This window comes from Pseudoponticoccus marisrubri (assembly GCF_001482405.1).
Classification (GTDB): Bacteria; Pseudomonadota; Alphaproteobacteria; order Rhodobacterales; family Rhodobacteraceae; genus Pseudoponticoccus; species Pseudoponticoccus marisrubri.
In genome coordinates this window covers 69,740-86,974 of record NZ_LPXO01000005.1, presented here as the reverse complement: position 1 = coordinate 86,974, position 17,235 = coordinate 69,740, and the positions used below count along the sequence as shown (strand labels likewise).

The 17,235-nt window shown below is 65.4% G+C and carries 15 protein-coding genes and 1 tRNA gene; 5 read left to right on the top strand and 11 right to left on the bottom strand.

Annotated features, from left to right (window positions below; all coding sequences use genetic code 11):
- Window positions 1-155 precede the first annotated feature (155 nt).
- Window positions 156-539, bottom strand: coding sequence for a winged helix-turn-helix transcriptional regulator (locus tag AVJ23_RS10085; protein WP_058862066.1), 384 nt, complete (start codon window positions 537-539; stop codon window positions 156-158).
- A 128-nt stretch (window positions 540-667) separates the two neighbouring features.
- Between AVJ23_RS10085 and AVJ23_RS10080 the strand changes: the two genes are divergently transcribed.
- Window positions 668-1,276, top strand: a complete 609-nt coding sequence (locus AVJ23_RS10080) for an NAD(P)H-dependent oxidoreductase (RefSeq protein ID WP_058862065.1) — start codon at window positions 668-670, stop codon at window positions 1,274-1,276.
- Window positions 1,263-1,964, top strand: coding sequence for a glutathione S-transferase family protein (locus AVJ23_RS10075; RefSeq protein ID WP_058862064.1), 702 nt, complete (start codon window positions 1,263-1,265; stop codon window positions 1,962-1,964). The genes AVJ23_RS10080 and AVJ23_RS10075 overlap by 14 nt, the downstream gene beginning before the upstream one ends.
- A 202-nt stretch (window positions 1,965-2,166) precedes the next feature.
- On the opposite strand, the gene AVJ23_RS10070 is transcribed toward AVJ23_RS10075, so the two are convergent.
- The 7 genes from AVJ23_RS10070 to AVJ23_RS10040 form a co-directional block, all read right to left on the bottom strand.
- The gene (locus AVJ23_RS10070) at window positions 2,167-5,238 is read right to left on the bottom strand and encodes an alpha-mannosidase (protein WP_058862063.1); all 3,072 of its coding nucleotides are present in this window, start codon (window positions 5,236-5,238) and stop codon (window positions 2,167-2,169) included.
- The gene (locus AVJ23_RS10065; RefSeq protein ID WP_058862062.1) at window positions 5,235-6,962 is read right to left on the bottom strand and encodes an ABC transporter ATP-binding protein; all 1,728 of its coding nucleotides are present in this window, start codon (window positions 6,960-6,962) and stop codon (window positions 5,235-5,237) included. The genes AVJ23_RS10070 and AVJ23_RS10065 overlap by 4 nt, the downstream gene beginning before the upstream one ends.
- Window positions 6,963-6,973: 11 nt before the next feature.
- The gene (locus tag AVJ23_RS10060) at window positions 6,974-7,909 is read right to left on the bottom strand and encodes an ABC transporter permease (protein WP_058862061.1); all 936 of its coding nucleotides are present in this window, start codon (window positions 7,907-7,909) and stop codon (window positions 6,974-6,976) included.
- Between the two features lie 3 nt (window positions 7,910-7,912).
- Complete coding sequence (locus AVJ23_RS10055) at window positions 7,913-8,920, bottom strand: ABC transporter permease (protein WP_058862060.1); 1,008 nt, start codon at window positions 8,918-8,920, stop codon at window positions 7,913-7,915.
- 121 nt (window positions 8,921-9,041) lie between these two features.
- Entirely contained in the window at window positions 9,042-10,775 is a 1,734-nt protein-coding gene (locus AVJ23_RS10050) for an ABC transporter substrate-binding protein (protein ID WP_058862059.1), read from the bottom strand.
- Window positions 10,776-10,868: 93 nt separating this feature from the next.
- Window positions 10,869-11,549, bottom strand: a complete 681-nt coding sequence (locus AVJ23_RS10045) for an MBL fold metallo-hydrolase (protein ID WP_058862058.1) — start codon at window positions 11,547-11,549, stop codon at window positions 10,869-10,871.
- A 9-nt stretch (window positions 11,550-11,558) separates the two neighbouring features.
- Window positions 11,559-12,389, bottom strand: coding sequence for a phytanoyl-CoA dioxygenase family protein (locus AVJ23_RS10040; protein WP_058862057.1), 831 nt, complete (start codon window positions 12,387-12,389; stop codon window positions 11,559-11,561).
- Between the two features lie 165 nt (window positions 12,390-12,554).
- On the opposite strand from AVJ23_RS10040, the gene AVJ23_RS10035 reads away from it, so the two are divergent.
- The 3 genes from AVJ23_RS10035 to AVJ23_RS10025 all read left to right on the top strand — a co-directional run bounded on the left by AVJ23_RS10035 (window position 12,555) and on the right by AVJ23_RS10025 (window position 15,280).
- Window positions 12,555-13,400: a sugar phosphate isomerase/epimerase family protein gene (locus AVJ23_RS10035; RefSeq protein WP_058862056.1), complete on the top strand. Its 846-nt coding sequence runs from the start codon at window positions 12,555-12,557 to the stop codon at window positions 13,398-13,400.
- Between the two features lie 177 nt (window positions 13,401-13,577).
- Window positions 13,578-14,429 (top strand): helix-turn-helix transcriptional regulator, encoded by an 852-nt coding sequence (locus tag AVJ23_RS10030; RefSeq protein ID WP_058862055.1) that lies wholly within the window; start codon window positions 13,578-13,580, stop codon window positions 14,427-14,429.
- Window positions 14,429-15,280 carry an AraC family transcriptional regulator gene (locus tag AVJ23_RS10025; protein ID WP_058862054.1) on the top strand — a complete coding sequence of 284 codons (852 nt, stop codon included), beginning with the start codon at window positions 14,429-14,431 and terminating at the stop codon, window positions 15,278-15,280. The genes AVJ23_RS10030 and AVJ23_RS10025 overlap by 1 nt, the downstream gene beginning before the upstream one ends.
- 160 nt (window positions 15,281-15,440) lie before the next feature.
- Here AVJ23_RS10025 and AVJ23_RS10020 read toward each other — a convergent pair whose 3' ends face one another.
- The 3 genes from AVJ23_RS10020 to AVJ23_RS10010 all read right to left on the bottom strand — a co-directional run bounded on the left by AVJ23_RS10020 (window position 15,441) and on the right by AVJ23_RS10010 (window position 17,183).
- Complete coding sequence (locus AVJ23_RS10020; RefSeq protein ID WP_058862053.1) at window positions 15,441-15,767, bottom strand: Rieske 2Fe-2S domain-containing protein; 327 nt, start codon at window positions 15,765-15,767, stop codon at window positions 15,441-15,443.
- Window positions 15,768-15,783: 16 nt separating this feature from the next.
- Window positions 15,784-16,815, bottom strand: a complete 1,032-nt coding sequence (locus AVJ23_RS10015; protein WP_058862052.1) for a fatty acid desaturase — start codon at window positions 16,813-16,815, stop codon at window positions 15,784-15,786.
- A gap of 291 nt (window positions 16,816-17,106) precedes the next feature.
- Window positions 17,107-17,183: transfer RNA gene (locus AVJ23_RS10010), tRNA-Arg, on the bottom strand.
- Window positions 17,184-17,235: the final 52 nt, after the last annotated feature.

Genomic DNA, 17,235 nt, shown 5'->3' with positions numbered 1-17,235 from the left:
CGTTTCGACTCAGAAAATCCCAAGCCGCGCTTTATGTCAAAACCAAACTGGGTCGAAACCGGGCTGTCCCGGCGGGCTGCTCAAGAAATGGGCAGATCGTCCCGGCAGAACCTGAGTGCAACGGACATGGCCCCAAAGAGGCGACTCACGGCAGGTCAGCTCTGGCGCGTGTCGCTGGAAAGGCGTTTCGGCAGGCTCTCGCTCCACTGGCGCAGCTCGTCCAGGAAACCCAGCGCGGTGCGCCCGAAATCGGTGATCTCGTAGACCACGGTGATCGGCGCGGTGTCGCGCACTTCGCGGCGCACAAGGCCCTGGTCTTCGAGCTGGCGCAGGCGCTCGGTGATCATCTTCTTCGAGGCGCCGCCGATCATCCGAGCCAGATCATTGAACCGGACCGGGCCGTCCTTGACGTGCCACAGGATGGAGCCGGTCCATTTCCCCCCGATGATCCGCATCCCGCGCTCGATGGCGCAGGGTTCCGTGCAGGCATCCGTTGCGGTCCTGCGGCCCATGTCATCCACGTCGATCCGTGCGTCCATCCTACGCCTCCGTATTGCCTTAAGTCAGGTTACCAAAAGTATACTGGTTGTTTTTGCTTCCCGCCGCATTCATTTCATCGCCGACCCCGCCGAAGTCAAGCGGGCGCAGCAGCAACGGAAGGAACGACATGAGCAAGATCCACATCCTGAACGGCGCGCAGCCCTACGAATTTGCCCCCGGCAAACTCAACGAAACGCTGGCCGAACGCGCCAGGGCAACCTTCGAGGCGCAGGGGCACGAGGTTCGCCTGACCACGGTCGCTGCCGGCTACGACGTGCAGGCCGAGGTGGAGACGCACCTCTGGGCGGACGTGATCCTGTTGCAGTTCCCGGTGAACTGGATGGGCGTTCCGTGGTCCTTCAAGAAATACATGGACGAGGTCTACACGGTCGGCATGGGCGGCCAGCTCAGCGATGGCGACGGCCGCAGCGCTGCCGCGCCGAAGGCCAATTACGGCATGGGCGGCAAGCTGACGGGCAAGCGTTACATGATCTCGGCCACGCTGAACGCCCCGGCCGAGGCCTTCGACGACCCTTCGGAGCCTTTCTTCCAAGGCATGTCGCTGGATGATCTCCTGCGCCCGGTCCACCTGAACGCCCGGTTCTTCGGCATGACGCCCCTGCCGAGCTTCGGCGCCTTCGACGTCATGAAGAACCCCGACGTGGAAGCCGACCTTGCCCGGTTCGACGCCCATCTTGCCACGCATTTCGGAGAGCGCGCCGATGACGCGGCCTGACATCGTCCTCTATACCGCCAATACCATGAATGGCTGGAAGCCCCTGATCTTCCTGCATGAAGCCCAGATCGAGTATGAGCTGGTGCCCATCGATTTCGGCAAGAAGGAGCAGAAGGCCCCGGAGTATCTGAAGCTGAACCCCAATGGGCGCATCCCGACCATCGTGGATCGCGGCGCCGATGATTTCGCGGTGTTCGAGAGCGGCGCGATCCTGTGGTACCTGGCCGAGAAATACGATCGGTTCCTCAGCCACGACCCCAAGGAGCGTTCCGAGACGCTGCAATGGCTGATGTTCCAGATGGGCGGGATCGGCCCGATGATGGGGCAGGCGATGTTCTTTCAGCGCATCGCCAAGCCGAATGGCGACGAGGTGCCCTATGCCATCGACCGCTACGTGACTGAAAGCCGCCGCCTGCTCGAAGTGCTCGACACGCGGCTGGCGGGGCGCGACTGGCTGGTCGGAGAGGCCATGTCCATCGCCGATATCGCGACCTACCCTTGGGCGCGCAGCCATTTCTGGGCCACGGTGAGCGTCGACGGGCTGCCGCACCTGCAGGCGTGGTTCGACCGGCTGGACGCCATGCCGCGGGTGCAGGACGCCCTGCAGCTGCCCGAGCCGCGACCGTCGGCTTTCGGCAAAGGCGACACCGAGGCGGCAGCCGCGGAGAACGCAGCCCGGTTCCGCTGAGGATTCGGCGTATTGGTCCAGCGGATGGTCACAACGCGCGCACGGCCAGTCCGACTGGCCGCGCCTATGGGGCTCGCCTGAGAAGGCGCAGCGCGCCTTGTCTCCGGGGCAGGGGCCTGCGCCATCCTGACGAAAGCGTCCCGCACGGAAGTGCGGCACTGACCGTTGGTCATCGACCGGCCGCGAACGCTCTCGACCGGTGTCAGTCCCCGCCGCCCCCGACTGCGGGGCGGCAGCGCAGCGACAGGATCTCGAAGGGCTTCAGCGTCAGGGAGACGCCGTTGTCTTCGATCTCCACTGGTGCAAGCTCGTTCTCAAGCAGATCGCAGATCGTCACCGCCTGCATTGCCCGCCCGAAGGCCAGGCGCACCGGGCCGCGCCGACGGTCGGCCTCATAGAGCCGCAGGATGAACCCCTCGCCGTCTTCGGCCGGTTTCAGCGTCTCCAGCACCACGTTGTCCGCATCGCAGGACACCAGCGGCGCGGCGGTCGTCCGGCCGGGCAGCGCGATGACCGGATCGTTCAGGCGCCGCGCCTCGGCCCGGACCAGCGCCGGATCGGCGGTATGGGGTAGCAGCGCATAGGTAAAGCGGTGATGGCCCTGGTCGGCGCCCGGATCGGGGCTGGTGGAGGATTTCACCAGCGTCAGGCGGATCACGTTCTCGCGGATGTCATAGCCATATTTGCAGTCATTGAGCAGCGCGACGCCGAAGCCGCCCTCGCTGAGGTCGGCCCATTTCTGCGCCGGCACCTCGAAACGGGCATAATCCCAGGTGGTGTTGCGATGTGTCGGACGCTCGATCTCGCCCCACTGGATCTCGTAAGTCGCGCGCGACTGGTGCACATCCACCGGGAAGGCGACCTTGAGCAGCGTGTGCTGTTCGGCCCAGTCGATCTCGGTGACGAAATCGACGCGCGGGCTGTCGGCGGTCAGGCGGATCTCCTGCGTGATGCGGCTGTTGCGGTAGAGCCGGGTGACGCGCAGCGCGGCGCGGAGCGGGCCGCTCTCAATGATCTCGACCTCTGCGGCAGCGTCGATCCGCTCGCTGCGGTCCTCGTGGAAGACGTCGATGTCCCACGCGTCCCAGGAGATCGGCCGGTCCTCGAAGGCCCAGAGCTGGTTGCCGGTCTCGCCCGGGCCCAGCGCCTCGCGGCCCGTGGCGAGGTGGCACAGGCCGGTCAGAGTGCCGGTTTGGTCAACCGTCAGCCGCACGTGGTCGTTTTCGAGGGTAAAGGAATCACCGTTCCGGGTGATCGACACGGGTATGCGCGGCGCGGTCTCGGCCAAGGGGGCCATGCCATAGGCGGGCAAGGGGGGCGTGGCGATCAGGCTGCCGCCCTCGACGGTTTGACCCTCTGTCCCGTCGGGAAGGAAAGCGACCGGGGATGACGCAACGGGCGCCGGGTTGAACAGGCTGGTGCCGTCACCCTGCGCGAGCCGGGCAAAGGCCATCTGACACAGGGCTTTCGCCTCGGCCTGCACCTGCTCGTAGTCGCGGCGTGCGTCCTCGAAGACAACGGGGATCGAGGTGCCGGTCAGGATGTCATGGAACTGGTTCAGACAGATCAGCCGCCAGGCCGCCGTCAGCCGCGCGCGCACCTCCTGCGGTGCGCCTTCCGGCCAGGCCATTACGATGGCGGCCTCGGTGTCGTGCATTGCCCGTTCGGCCAGCCGGTTGGCGCGCTTGATCCAGGCCTGCGAGGTCAGCGTGCCGCGATGGCCTTCGAGGTAGAGCTCATCGTTCCAGACCGGCAGGCGCGCGGATTGATCCCTGATCGCGTCAAGCGCCGGGCCGATGCGGCCCATCTGCACCTTGGGCGCGCCCGGCATCGCCGCGTAAGCGCGGGCCTTGAGGATCAGCTCCTCGGTCGGGCCGCCGCCACCATCGCCATAGCCATAGGCGATCAGGAAGTCGCTCACATCCGGGCCGGAGGTGGCGTTGGTCACCGTGCCGATCACCTCCGCCGCGCTGAGGTCGGATTTGTAGTTGGTCGGGAAGGGCAGGTGCTGCACCTCGCGCGGGGTGGTCAGGAATTGCGCCAGCACGCGGCTGCCATCCAGCCCCTGCCACCACATCGCCGACGAAGGCATGCGGTTGTACTGGTTCCAGTTCAGCTTGTTGGTGACGAAATATTCCAGCCCCGACAGCTTCATCAGCTGCGGCAGCGACCACGGAAAGCCGAACGTGTCGGGCAGCCAGAGCACCGGGGTCTCGACATCGCCGAAGGTGTCGCGGAAATAGCTGCGGCCCAGCAGGATCTGCCGCACCAGCGCCTCGCCGCCGGGGATGTTGCAGTCGCTCTCGACCCACATCCCGCCCATGACCTCCCACCGGCCCTCGGCGACGCGTTGCTTGATCCGCTCGAAGATCTCGGGGAAGTCGCGGGCGGTGTAGTCGTAGAGCTGCGGCTGGGAATGCGAGAAATGGAACTCGGCATCCTGCTCCATCAGGCGCAGCACGTTGGAAGAGGTGCGCGCGTTCTTCTGGCGGATCTGGTCGACGGGCCAGAGATAGGCGATGTCCATATGCGCATGGCCCACGGCGTGCAGGGTCTCGGCATCGGGCGGACCAATCTCGGCCAGCGCGGATTTCAGGGCCTCATGCGCACCGGGCACCGAGGCGCGGAAGGCGTCACCCAGCGGATCGCGGGTGTCGAGCGTGACGAAGGCCGCGTCGAGCGCCTGCAACGTGCGATCGCGCAGCCGGTCGGAGGGATCAAGCGTCGTGGCCACGTCCAGCGCAACCTCGGCCAGAACCACGAAATCGCGCAAGCCTCGATCGACATCGACCACGTGGCAGGGGCGGATTTGCAGGCGGGCGGGGTTCCTGGGATCCGGCGGCCAGCCGGTCAGCCCGGTCCAGCCGTGCAGCATCAGCGCATGTTCCGCGCCATCGGCCAGCGCCCGGTCCAGCGGGATCAGCTGGTGATGCCGGTCGGCCGAGGCCAGCGCCTGCCCGTCGATATGCAGCAGCGCCTCGGGGTGAGTGAAGATGTCGCCCGCGACCCCGAGCGGCAGGTAGAGCGCCGGGTTGGCATAGTTCTGCGGCACGTCGAACCGGCTGCGCAACACGAAATGCGTGTCCTGCCCGGCCCAGTAGCTGTCCCAGGCGACCGTGCCGCGCGGCGTGCCGCTGCCGGGTTTCGCCATGGCGTCGGTCAGTTCCTCGAAGTCGAACTCGGGCAATGGATGGCGCGCGCGATGGATCAGCGGACGGATCAGGGCGATCCGCTTGGCGATCTTCTCGGAGGTGAAGCGCAGGTCGTGGTTCATGCGTGCACGCTCAGGTCGAAACCGGTGATGTCGCCGCGGAAGACCGATTGCGCGGCGGCCTCGCCCGTCGCCAGCGCGTCCAGCCCGGCGGCGGCATCCTTGGCCGAGCCCCAGTCGCGGTCGAGATCCGGCCAGGGGATCGAGTCGATCAGCAGCCGGGTATAGGGGTGTTGCGGGCTGCCGATCACCTCTTTCGGCGGGCCGGCCTCGACCACGCGCCCGTGGTAGAGCACCATGACGTAGTCGCTGACATGGTAGGCGGTGGCGAGGTCGTGTGTGATGTAGAGGATCGAGATCCCGTGCTTGTCCTTCAGGTCGTGGATGTTCTTCAGGATCGCGGCGCGCAGTGAGGCATCCACCATGGACACCGGCTCATCCGCGATCAGCAGCTTGGGCGACAGCATCAGCGCGCGGGCCACGATCAGACGCTGGCGCTGGCCGCCCGACAGCTGGTGCGGGTAGCGACGCAGGACCAGCGAGGGATCGAGCCCCACGGCCACGCAGGCCTCTTCCATCGCCTGCCGCGTGTGGCTCTCGGATTTTGCCAGCCCGAAGCGCTTGAACGGGAATTTCAGCGCATGATCGACCCGGTAGAACGGGTTGAAACAGGCATAGGGATCCTGGAACACCGCCTGCACGTCCTTTCGGAAGGTCAGCGCATCGGCCTTGTTCAGCCGGTTGATGTCCTTGCCCCGGAAGGTCACGGTGCCCTCGGTCGGCGCGTTGAAGCCCAGCATCAGGCTGCCCATGGTCGACTTGCCCGAGCCCGACTGCCCCACGACCGAGATGATCTTGGGCACCTCGCCATCCAGCGAAAAGGACAGCGGGTGCAGGGCGGTGACATTGCCGTAGCGCTTGGTTACCTTGTCGAATTCCAGAAGCGGCCCGGCCTCGCCGCGCAGGATCTCCGGCGTGCTTTCGATGAAGCTCTCGCCGCCGACCAGCGGCACCGAGGAAATCAGCTGCTTGGTGTACTCATGCTGAGGGTTCTCGATGATCTGGCGCACGGTGCCGTATTCGACCAGCTTGCCCAGCTTCATCACCGCGAGGTCATCCACCGATTGCGCCATCAGCCCCATGTCGTGACCGATCAGGATCAGCCCGGCGCCGATCGTCTCCTGCACCTCGCGCAGGGTCTGCATGACCTGCCGCTGGGTGATGACGTCGAGCGCCGAGGTCGGCTCGTCCGCGATCAGCAGGTCGGGCTTGAGGCAGACGCCGATGGCAATGCAGACCCGCTGCTTCATGCCGCCCGAAAGCTCATGCGGGTAGAGCCGGCCGACGCTGGCGGGCAGGCCCACGCTTTCCAGCACGGTGCGCGAGCGGCGCTGCAGTTCCGCCCGTTCGACATGGCCTTCATGGGCGACGATGCCGTCCCAGATCTGGTTCTCGATCCGCATCACCGGGTTGAGCGAGTTCATCGCGCCCTGCGGGATATAGGCGATCTTCTTCAGCCGGACGCGGCGCATCTCGTCGTCGGAAAGCTCAAGCACGTTGGTGTCACCCAGCGAATGCAGGTGGATCTCGCCCTCCGAGACATAGCCGGGCGCGGCCAGCATCCGCATGGCGGCCAGCGCCGTTGTGGTCTTGCCCGAGCCGCTTTCACCGATGAAGCCGACGCGGCGGCCCTGCGGCACGGAAAGCGAGAAGTTGCTGACCGCGTGCACCACGCCCTTGGAGGTGGGGAAATCGATCGAGATGTTCTTGATGTCGAGAATGGTCATGACCGGTCTCCTCACAACTTGCGCAGGCGCGGGTTGGACACTTCGTCGAGGCCGAGGTTGATCAGTAGAAGGCCGATGAACATCACCGCCAAGAGGATCGTGGGCAGGCCCCACCACCACCACAGGTTCTGGATCAGCGCGCCGGAATTGATCGCCTCGTAGATGATGCGGCCCAGTGTCGGGATGCGCTGCGGGCCGAGGCCCAGCACTTCCAGCCCCACCGCGGTGACGATCGAGGTGGTGACGTTGGCGATGAACGACCCGAAGAGATAGGGCACCAGGTTCGGCATCATCTCGCGGAACATGATGTGCATGGTCGAGGCACCCGACAGGCGGGCCATCTGGACATAGCCGCTCTCGCGCATGGACAGCACCTGGGCCCGGATCAGGCGGGTGGGCGACTGCCACATGAAGGCGGCGATCAGGATGGCCATCAGGGTCAGGCTGACATCGCCGAAGGCGGCCTGGAACACCACGAGGATCAGCAGCGGCGGGATGGTGATCATCACGTCCGACAGGATGCGGATCGTGTCGTCGGTCCGCCCGCCGAGGAAGCCCGCCGAGAAGCCGAGGAAGATGCCGATGCTCATCCCGATGATGGAGGCGAGGAGCCCGACAAACAGCGAGTTCGGCGCGCCGATCACGATCAGGGCCAGCAGGTCGCGGCCCGCGCCATCCGTGCCCAGCGGGAAATCGGTCTGCCCCGGCTGGCCGCGCAGGTTCTCGAAGCCCAGCGGCGGCAGTTTCAGCGGCGCGGATCCGGTGAACACGAGGTCCATGTTCCAGAAGATCCGGCCGAGGATGCCCATGGCGACGATGCCGAGGATCAGGGCGGCGCCCCAGGTGAGTTTCGGGTTGCGCCAGGGATTGTCGAACCGCTTCATGCGGCGGATCTGGCGGGCGGAGAGGTCGGGCTTGGCGGCGCCAGCGGCGTTCTGCGTGGTCATGGCTTATCTCCCGTGCCGGATCCGTGGGTCGATCAGCGGATAGATCAGGTCGACAAGGAAGACCGAGAACGCGGTCATCAGGATGATGACGAAGCTCACGCCCTGGATGACGGGGAAGTCCTGGTCGAGGATGGCGTCGTAGAGCAGCTTGCCCATGCCGTTATAGGCAAAGATGCGCTCTACCAGCACCTGGCCGGCGATCAGCATGCCGATCTTCAGCGCAAAGGCGGTGATCTGTGGCAGGATCGCGTTGCGGATCATGTACTTGTAAAGGATGTAGCGCGGACGCAGGCCCTTGGCCTTGGCCAACGTGGTGTAGTCCTCGCCCTGCACGCCGATCATCAGCCCGCGCATCCCCAGCGCCCAGAAGCCGAAGGTCACCACGACGATCGAGAGCGCCGGCAGAAAGCCGTGATAGAGCACGGATTGCACGAAATCCCATGTCCAGCCGGGTTCGACCGTCAGGCCATAGGCCCCGGTCAGCGGGAAGAGCCGCAGCTTGGCCGAGAAGATCCACATCAGCAGCAGCGCCGAGAGGATCGGCGGGATCGAGGTCAGCACCATGGCCGCGGGGATCGCCACCTTCACCAGCTTGGGTGAGTGGTCCCAGACCATCAGCGCGCCCAGCAGGTTGCCGATGAAGAAGGTGATGGTGATCGAGATCAGCATCAGCCCCAGCGTCCAGGGCAGGGCGTTTGCGATCAGCGCCGAGACGGGCGTGGGGAAGTTGGCGGTGGACAGGCCGAAATCGAACTGCACGATGCCCCAGAGATACTTGGCATATTGCACGAACCACGGCTGGTCGATGCCCAGCTGGGCGCGCAGCTGGGCGAGGATGTCCTCGGAATTGCCGACCGTGCCGGCCCCGGCGGCCATGCGCCCCAGCGCGATCTCGGCGGGGTCCACGGGGGACAGGCGGGGAATGATCCAGATCAGGGTGGCGGCAATGAAGATCGTGAGAAACAGCGTCACGATCCGGTTGCCGAGATAGCTTGAAGGAATGCGTCCCATGGCCGCTCCTTTCGGTCAGAAGGCGGGGGTCAAGATGCCCCGTCTTCGGGGGCATGGGACCCGGACCGACGATTGGCCGGTCCGGGTCGGTGCGGGGGCGGTCAGGCCCGAGCGGGGAGGATCACTCGGCCTTTTCCAGATTGTGGATGATCTGGTGCGTATGCCCCCACCAGAAGGCGGGATGGTTGTAGGCGTTCTCGGCCGTGGGCCAGCCGGTCCAGTAGGTGGTGTTCATCGGCAAAAGCTTGGCCGATTGCACCAGCGGGATGAAGGGCACGCCCTCGGCCAGATGTCCGTAGGCCTCGGCCACCATGCCGGGCAGGGCCGGATCGTCGCCGGCCATGTCGCCCATGCGGTCGACGATCGCGGTATAGGCCTCGGCCTCCGGGCCATCCCAGCGAGCGGTGTTGTTGAAGCCCGGGCTGCGTTCGCCCACCGGCACCACGGACGCGGTGGTGTAGCGCGACATCGAGGTCCAGGGTTCGTTGACCGAGCCGCAGGCCAGCCAGCTGTAGGACATCTCGTAGCTGCCGAAGGGAAGCACTTCGCCCCAGAAGACGCCGTTCTCCACGGGCACCGCCTTGGCCTTGATGCCGGCACGGGTCAGCTGCTCGACGATCACGTCGATGGTGCGGGTATACTCGGTCGAGGCCGAGTTGACGTGGATGTCGACCGACAGCTCCTCGCCATCCTTCTCGTAGAAGCCGTCCGAGCCCATGGTATAGCCCTGGCCCTCGATCAGCGCCTTGGCCGCCTCCACGTCGGGTTGCGCCGGCACGCCGTGGCCGGCCTCGATCACCGCGTCGATATAGGGCTGCATCGCGCCGTATTCGGTGAACATGGTCCGCGACGCGGTGGTCGCACCTTCGGCCGCGACATTCACGATCTGGTTGCGGTTGATGATCGCCGCCACGGCCTGCCGCATCTCGGCGCTGTCCCATGGCGCGACGGTAGTGTTGATCTCAAGCTGCCGGGCGCAGGGATCGGGCCAGGCATAGGGGTAATCCGCGAACCAGCCGATCACGTTGGGGTTCTGGAACCGGATCGCCTCGAAGGTGCCGATCGACACGTTCTGCGCCGCATCCAGCTGGTTGGTGGCCATCAGCTGGGCGCGGCTTTCCTCGCCGCCCGTTTCCAGCCAGATCAGGCGCTGCGGTTCGGGCAGGTCCCGGAACCCGGTCTTGGCGCCCCACCAATCGTCGTTGCGGTCCCAGATCATCCGGTTGGTCGCGCCCGAGGCATAGGTATAGGGCCCGGTGCCGATCGGCGGATAGAAGGCGAAGGTGGCGGGGTTGTCGACCTCGCTCCAGACATGCTCAGGCATGGGCAGGAACGAGCCGAAGATGCGCACGCCGAAATTCTCGGTCGGGAAGCGCGGGTTGGGCTCTGACAGGGTGAACTTGACGGTCAGGTCGTCGATCTTCTCGACGCTGGCCACCTGTGTGCGGACCACCGCCGCCTCGCGCGCGGACAGCTCTTCGTTGCCCTTCACCATGTTGACGGTGAAGACGACGTCATCGGCATTGAAGGCTTCGCCATCGGACCATTCCACCCCCTCGCGCAGGGTCATGGTCCATTCGCTGAAATCGTCGTTAGGTGTGATGGCGGTGGCCAGCCACGGGTCGAGCTCGCCGGTGGTATAGTTCAGGATGAAGAGCGGCTCCCACATCGCCTGATGCGCGCCGTGCTCGCGCTTGGTGCCGGCGGTGAACCAGTTGAAGTTCTCGGGATCCTTGATCGTCCGGTCGAGGTCGAAGATCACCGTGTCTTCGCGTGCGACATCCTGGGCAAAGGCCGGGCCCATGGCTGTCAGCAGCATGGTCGAGGCCAGCAGTGTCCGTCTGGTCAGTGTCATTATTTCCTCCCTGTTCACGGCCGCTTGCGCGGCCCTCCTTTTCGGGCCTCCCAGCCCGTATCCACGACCGGCAGGCCGGCCCTTGCAACGCCCCTAGCGGGCGTAATCCATCACCAGCACGCGGGTGGTGTCCGGCAGGCTGTCGCGCGTCACCTCGGCCTCGCAGCCGAAAGCGAAATCGACCTCCTTCTCCTCGTCGAAATACGACAGGAAGGAATTGATCCACAGAAGGCTGCGCGGCTTGTAGCAGAGCGTGCGGAAATGCATCGGGATGACCAGTTTCGGACGGGTCACGTCGATCAGCCGCTTCACCTCGTCCAGCCGCGTGGTGAATTGCCCCCCGGCCAGTGTCAACAGGATGTCGGTGCCTTCGAAGAACGCGGTCTGGCGGTCGTTCAGGTCGTTGCCGACATCGCCCATATGGGCGATCTGCATGCCGTCCCCCTCGAACCGGTACATGGCGTTGGCGCCGGGCTCGTGCAGCGGGTGGTCCTCGACCTCCATCGCCTCGATGGCATGAACCTCGACACCGCCGACCTCGGCCCGGCCCCCGGCGCGCACCGCGTCGAGCGTGTTGTAGGTGACCGGGGTGCCGGGGATCAGGTCCGACCGGCAATGCGCGCTGTCATCGTCCGAAGAGGTGAGCACGAGGTCTGCCTCGTCCTTCATCGGGGCAAAGCCCAGCTCCTCGGGCGTGTAGGGGTCGGTCACGATGCGGAACCCGTCGGCCCGGGTCAGCATGAAGGCCGCCTGTCCGTACCACTTGATCTTCATCCGGTCACCTCAGTTGTTGCCCACGACATGCGGGCTGCTGGTCTTGGTGATGTCGTTGTTCTCGGGGCGCGGATGATGTGTCCAGTGGCGCGAGGGATCGCTGCCGCGGCAGATGATCGACTCCACGCCCTTGGCCCAGTCCGCATCCACCATCCGGGACTCGGGCGGGCAGTAGCGCAGGGTCAGCGCGCAGCGGCGGCGGTCCGAGACATTGGCCAGGCTGCCATGCGCCAGCATGTCGGCATGCATCGACATCTGCCCGGCCTTCAGCGCGTTGGTGAAGGGCTGGCCCATCTCCTCGGTGACGGCGATGCCCTTGTGGAACACCGAATCCGGGCCCATCGCGGTCTCCTCGATCTTGCCCTGCGTGTGGCTGCGCGGCAGGAAGCGCATGGCCGAGTTGCCCGCATCCGCATCGTCGATCGCCAGCCAGACGGTCACGGTGCGCGCCGGGGACAGCGACCAGAAGCTGGCATCCTGGTGCCAAGGCACCTGCTTGGGATCGTGGGGCTTCTTTGACAGGATCGCGCTGGCCCAGCAGATGATGTCCGGCCCGATGATGTCTTGCACCCGGTCGAGGATGCGGGCGTCGGTGGCAATGTCCCACAGGCCCGACAGCCGCGCCTGGTAGCAGTTGATGCCATAGGCGCCGTTCTCGCCAAGCGCGTCCATCAGACCGTCGACATAGGCGCGGATCTCGGCGATCTCGGCGGCGTCGAAAATGTCAAACGGCTGGACAAAGCCTTCGCGGTTGTAGTGGTCGATCTGCTCCGCGCTCAGGACGCGCGCCTTGGCGGCATCGGCGGGTTTGAACGACAAATCAAGTGGTTGCGTAAGCATGTAATGATTCCTCCGCCACATACATTACGCCTGCCGGCTGCGGTTACCGATGGCATGGCTTGACAAAAAATTGCGCTATTTTGACTTTGTATTGCGATGCCGTTGCGGTCGCATCCCGGAACGGGCCAGTGCCGGGGGCAGAGTTTGCGACACAGCGAGGCAAGAATGGATCAATACCGGACAACATGGGGGCTGGTCGGGCCGGACACGGTCTGGCCGACGATCGGAAGCTTCATCGGTGATGCCGCGTCAGAGGGCTATGCCGGCGTGGAATTTCCGCTGGCCCATCTGGCGTTCGAGGACCCGGACGAGGCGCGTGCCATCGCGCAGGTGCGCGATGGCTTGGCAGAGAACGGTTTGAACGTGATCCCCCTGATCGCCACGCGGCCTGCCGACTACGGCAGCGCGGCCGATCACCTGTCCGAGTTCCGGCGCCAGGCCGGGGTGGCGGCGCAGCTTGGCGCCTCGAAGGCGGTGGTGCATGCGGGCGCGGACAGCTTCGATCATGAGACCGCCGTCGGATACCTGCGGGACGCAGGCCGCGTGGCCGAGGATCACGGCATCCTCGCCTGCATGGAAACCCACCGGGCGCGGCTGCTGAACGACCCGTGGCGCACGGCGCGCTTGCTGGACGCCGTGCCGGACATGCTGTTGACCTATGATGTCAGCCATTGGCACGTGATCGTCGACCGCGAGCCACTGGACCTGATGGACCTCTTCGAAGAGGCCGCCCGGCGCAGCTGTCACGTGCATGCGCGGATCGGGCATGAAAAGGGTCCGCAGGTTCCGCATCCCGCCGATCCGATCTGGGAGGGCCATGTCGCGCATTACCGCCGCTGGTGGACCATCGCGCGCGACGCGATGATGGCGCGGGGCGCGGGTTTCACCGTGACCTCGGAATTCGGACCGCCGCCCTACCTGCAGACGCGACCCTTCAGCGGGGAACGGGACGCGGATCTGGTGGAGGTGAACCGCTGGATGCGGGACCGGCTGGAGGAGTGGTTCGGCTAAGCGCCGGCGCGGCGTCACGCTGTCTGCCACGCCGCGCGCGTCTCTCGCACGGTGACCTGAGCCTTGGCGTCCGGCAGATCGTGGGCGGTCAAGGGCGGCGTGCGCGGGGTGATCCAGCCTTGCGCCCGTTTGACTTTCCGCCGTGCCAGTGCCCAGAAATTATGCTATCTTGGTCCCATGCCCACCCGCACCTTCAAGATCGAATCCTATATCGGCGCGCAGGATGCCTTTCATTTCGCGCGCAAGAGCCTCGAGCGGCGGTGGCCCGCCTTTCTGCACGATCACAACTATTACGAGATGGTCCTCGTCGAGCAGGGCAGCACGTTGCACCGCATCAATGACCGCGTCGAAACCCTGCCGCGCGGGTCGCTGGTGTTCATCCGGCCCGGTGACACGCATGGCTTCCAGGCGACGGGCGACGTGGACTGCCGCATCATCAATGTCATGTTCCGCTGCGAGACCGCGGACCATCTGGTCAGCCGCTATGGAGACGAGCTGGGACGGCGCTTCTTCTGGGCCGAGGGCGCGCAGCCCGACACCTTTCTTCTGTCCGGGCCCCGATTGGAGCGGGCGATCAACTCCTCGGCCGAGATGCAGACCGCGCGGCGCTCGCTGGCCCGGATCGAGCAGTTCCTGCTCTACTTCATGACGCGGGTGATCGACTATTCGATCCTGCTGCCCGAGGGCACGCCGCGCTGGCTGGTCTCGGCCTGCCAGGCCGCGCGCACGCCGGAAGTTTTCCGCAAGGGCTCGGCCGGGTTCGTCGAGGCGGCAGGCCGGGGGCATGAGCATGTCTGCCGCATGACGCGCAAGCATCTCGGCATGTCGCCCACCGCCTATGTCAACCGGGTGCGCATGGAGCACGCGGCCATGCATCTCGGCTCCTCCGACATGGCGGTCCAGGACATCGCGCTGGATTGCGGGATCGAGAACCTGAGCCATTTCTACAAGCTGTTCCGCGACCTCTACGGCAACACGCCCAGCCAGTACCGCAAGTATCACCGGGTCGATCCGGTGCAGCCCGGCTGATGCCGCCGCCGGTCTTTCACATCGCCGACTACCTGCAGGACAGCGAGATGTTCCATTTCGCCCGCAAGGTCCTGCCGCAGGGGACGGATACGCCGCTGCACAGCCATGACTTCTACGAGCTGCTGCTGATCGAGACCGGGGCGACGACGCATGTGATCAACGCGCAGGAGGTGGCGCTGGCCGAGGGCGACGTGGTCTTCATCCGGCCGGACGACACCCACGGGTTTCGCACGGCTGAGGGCACGCTCTGCCGGATCATCAACATCATGTTCCGGGCGGATACGGCGGATGTGTTGCTCGAGCGCTACCGCGACGACCTCTACGAGCGGTTCTTCTGGGCGTCCGGCGCGCTGCCCACCTGCATCCACCTTGTCGGCGCCCAGCACGAGCGCGCCGTCAACACCTCGCGCAGCCTGCAGACCACCTTGCAGACGCGGCTGCGGCTGGAGCATTTCCTGCTGACGATGATGACCTTCGTGCTGGATGACGTGGCGCGGATCGACCCGAAGGCGCCGGACTGGCTGGTCGATGCCTGCTACGCGGTCCAGGCGCCAGAGCTCTTTCGCCAGGGTGGTGCCGGCTTCGTCGCCGCCGCGAAACGCGGGCAGGAACATGTCAGCCGGCAGGCGCGCAAGTACCTGGGCATGACGCCGACGCAATATGTCAACCGTATCCGGGTGCAGCACGCCGCCATGCTGCTGCGGGATGGCTCTCTGACCCTGCCGGATATCGCCGAGGCCTGCGGGATCGAAAACCTCAGCTATTTCCACCGGCTCTTTCGCCAGCAATATGGCTGCACCCCGGATGCCTATCGCAGGCGCCATCAGAAGAACCCGCTGCAACGGGGATGAACGGCGTGGCGGGATCCTCGGGGACAGGGGGCGCAAGCCGCCCGGGTTCGAACCGGTCCCGCGAATCTACGCGGGGTGGGTCTGGAGCAGGATGCGGCGCAAAGCCGAACTCCAAACCCACCCCGCGGTCAGGGCAGTCTCAGGCCGTCACAACCGGCTGTCAGCCCACGGCGAGCAGGATGCGATCGCCCTCGCGCTTGACCTCGAAGGTCTTCAGATTGACGCAGGCCGGGGCGCTTTTGACTTCCCCGGTGCGGTAGTCGAAGCGCGCGTTGTGCATCGGGCATTCGATCACGTAATCCATCACCAGCCCATCGGCGAGCGAGACCTTCTCATGCGTGCAATGGCCGTCCGTGGCGTGAAACGTGTCGTCGGGGCTGCGGTAGATGGCATAGGTGTTGCCGTCATGGCTGACCTCGATCAGGTCTTCGATTTCCACGTCATCCACGGCGCAGACGTCGATCCAGGTCTTGGTGTCAGTGGTCATGATATGTCTCCTTGGCTCATTCGGCGGCCACGGCCGCGGCGGGCAGCGCCGGACGCAGGTGGTAGGACGGGTCTTTCAGCTGGCGCAGAAGGGTCGGCACGATGTCGCGATAGGCATCGACCAGCCCGTGTTTCGGCTCGGGGCACTGGTCCTTGATCAGGGCGTGCAGCTCCGGCAGCCGGTAATAGGGCACCATCGGAAAGATGTGGTGTTCGACGTGGTAATTCATGTTGGCATAGAGGAAGCGCAGAACTGGGTTCATGTAGATCGTACGGCTGTTGAGCCGGTGGTCATGCACGTCCTCATCCAGCCCTGCGTGCTGTGTGAAATGCAGCAGCGCGTAGAGCGGCGCGCCGATCACCCGCGGCCCGATGGTCAGCAGCAGCGGCAGCAGCGATCCGGTCACGAAACAGGCCGCGACGATCAGCGCGATCAGCCCGAGATAGATGCGCGCGGCGCGGATCACCTTGGGCTGTTCGCCCTCCGGGATGAAATGACGCCCCTGGCCCAGGTCGCCGGCGGCGCGGCGCAGGAAGTCGCGCGCCGTCAGCACCACGGTCTTCAGGTTGAAGAGGTTGATCAGCAGCGAGACGATCTCGGGCGGGCGCGGCGACTGGATCTCGGGATCCTTGCCGACGATGATCGTGTGCGTGTGATGCCGGGCATGACGCCAGCGGTAGTAGTGGCCCTCGGACAGGGTGATGAACGAGCTGAAGTGGAAGAACATCTCGTTGATCCAGCGGGTGCGGAACGGCGTGCCATGGCCCAGCTCGTGCTGGCGCGCGGTGGCGCTCTGATGCACGGCGGAATAGACCAGCAGCCAGACGATGCCCCAGGCGCTGCCCCAGGTCGCGACGGTCACGGCACCCAGGGCGATGATCAGCCCGATCCAGAGCCCGTAATTCGCCAGCGCCGGCCTGTCCGAACGCTTCATCAACCCCTTCAGGGTTTTGCGGTCCAGCGCGGGAGTGTACCAGCCGGGCTGCCCGCCATCGGCAACCGCATCTCCGCCCGTCAGGGTGTAGTCTTTCCAGTGGGTCGTACTCATTGATCTCTCCATCGAAATCCGTCGCCGCCCTCGGTCTTCAAGACTCGGCAGGCGGCGTGGGCGTCAAAATGGTGCAGATCAGGTCGCCGAAACAGCGACGGCTTTGATCAAGTCATGTACGGAATTGACTTTCCGGCAGGCGCCGGAAGCACGCGCACCCGCCAAGACCGGCGTATCGCCGACAAGCTCGGACGGACGTGGCTCCGGGCGTTTGACCTGCCGGGATGCCCGACACGCCTCCACTTCGAGCGAAGGCACGCATCGAATTACATACTTGTAAAATTGTGGGAGTGGCGACCCTGGCAGGATTCGAACCTGCAACCTGTCCCTTAGGAGGGGACTGCTCTATCCAGTTGAGCCACAGGGCCGTACAACACTGCTCGAATGAACGGCTCGTCTCCACTGGTAGTCGTCCCGACC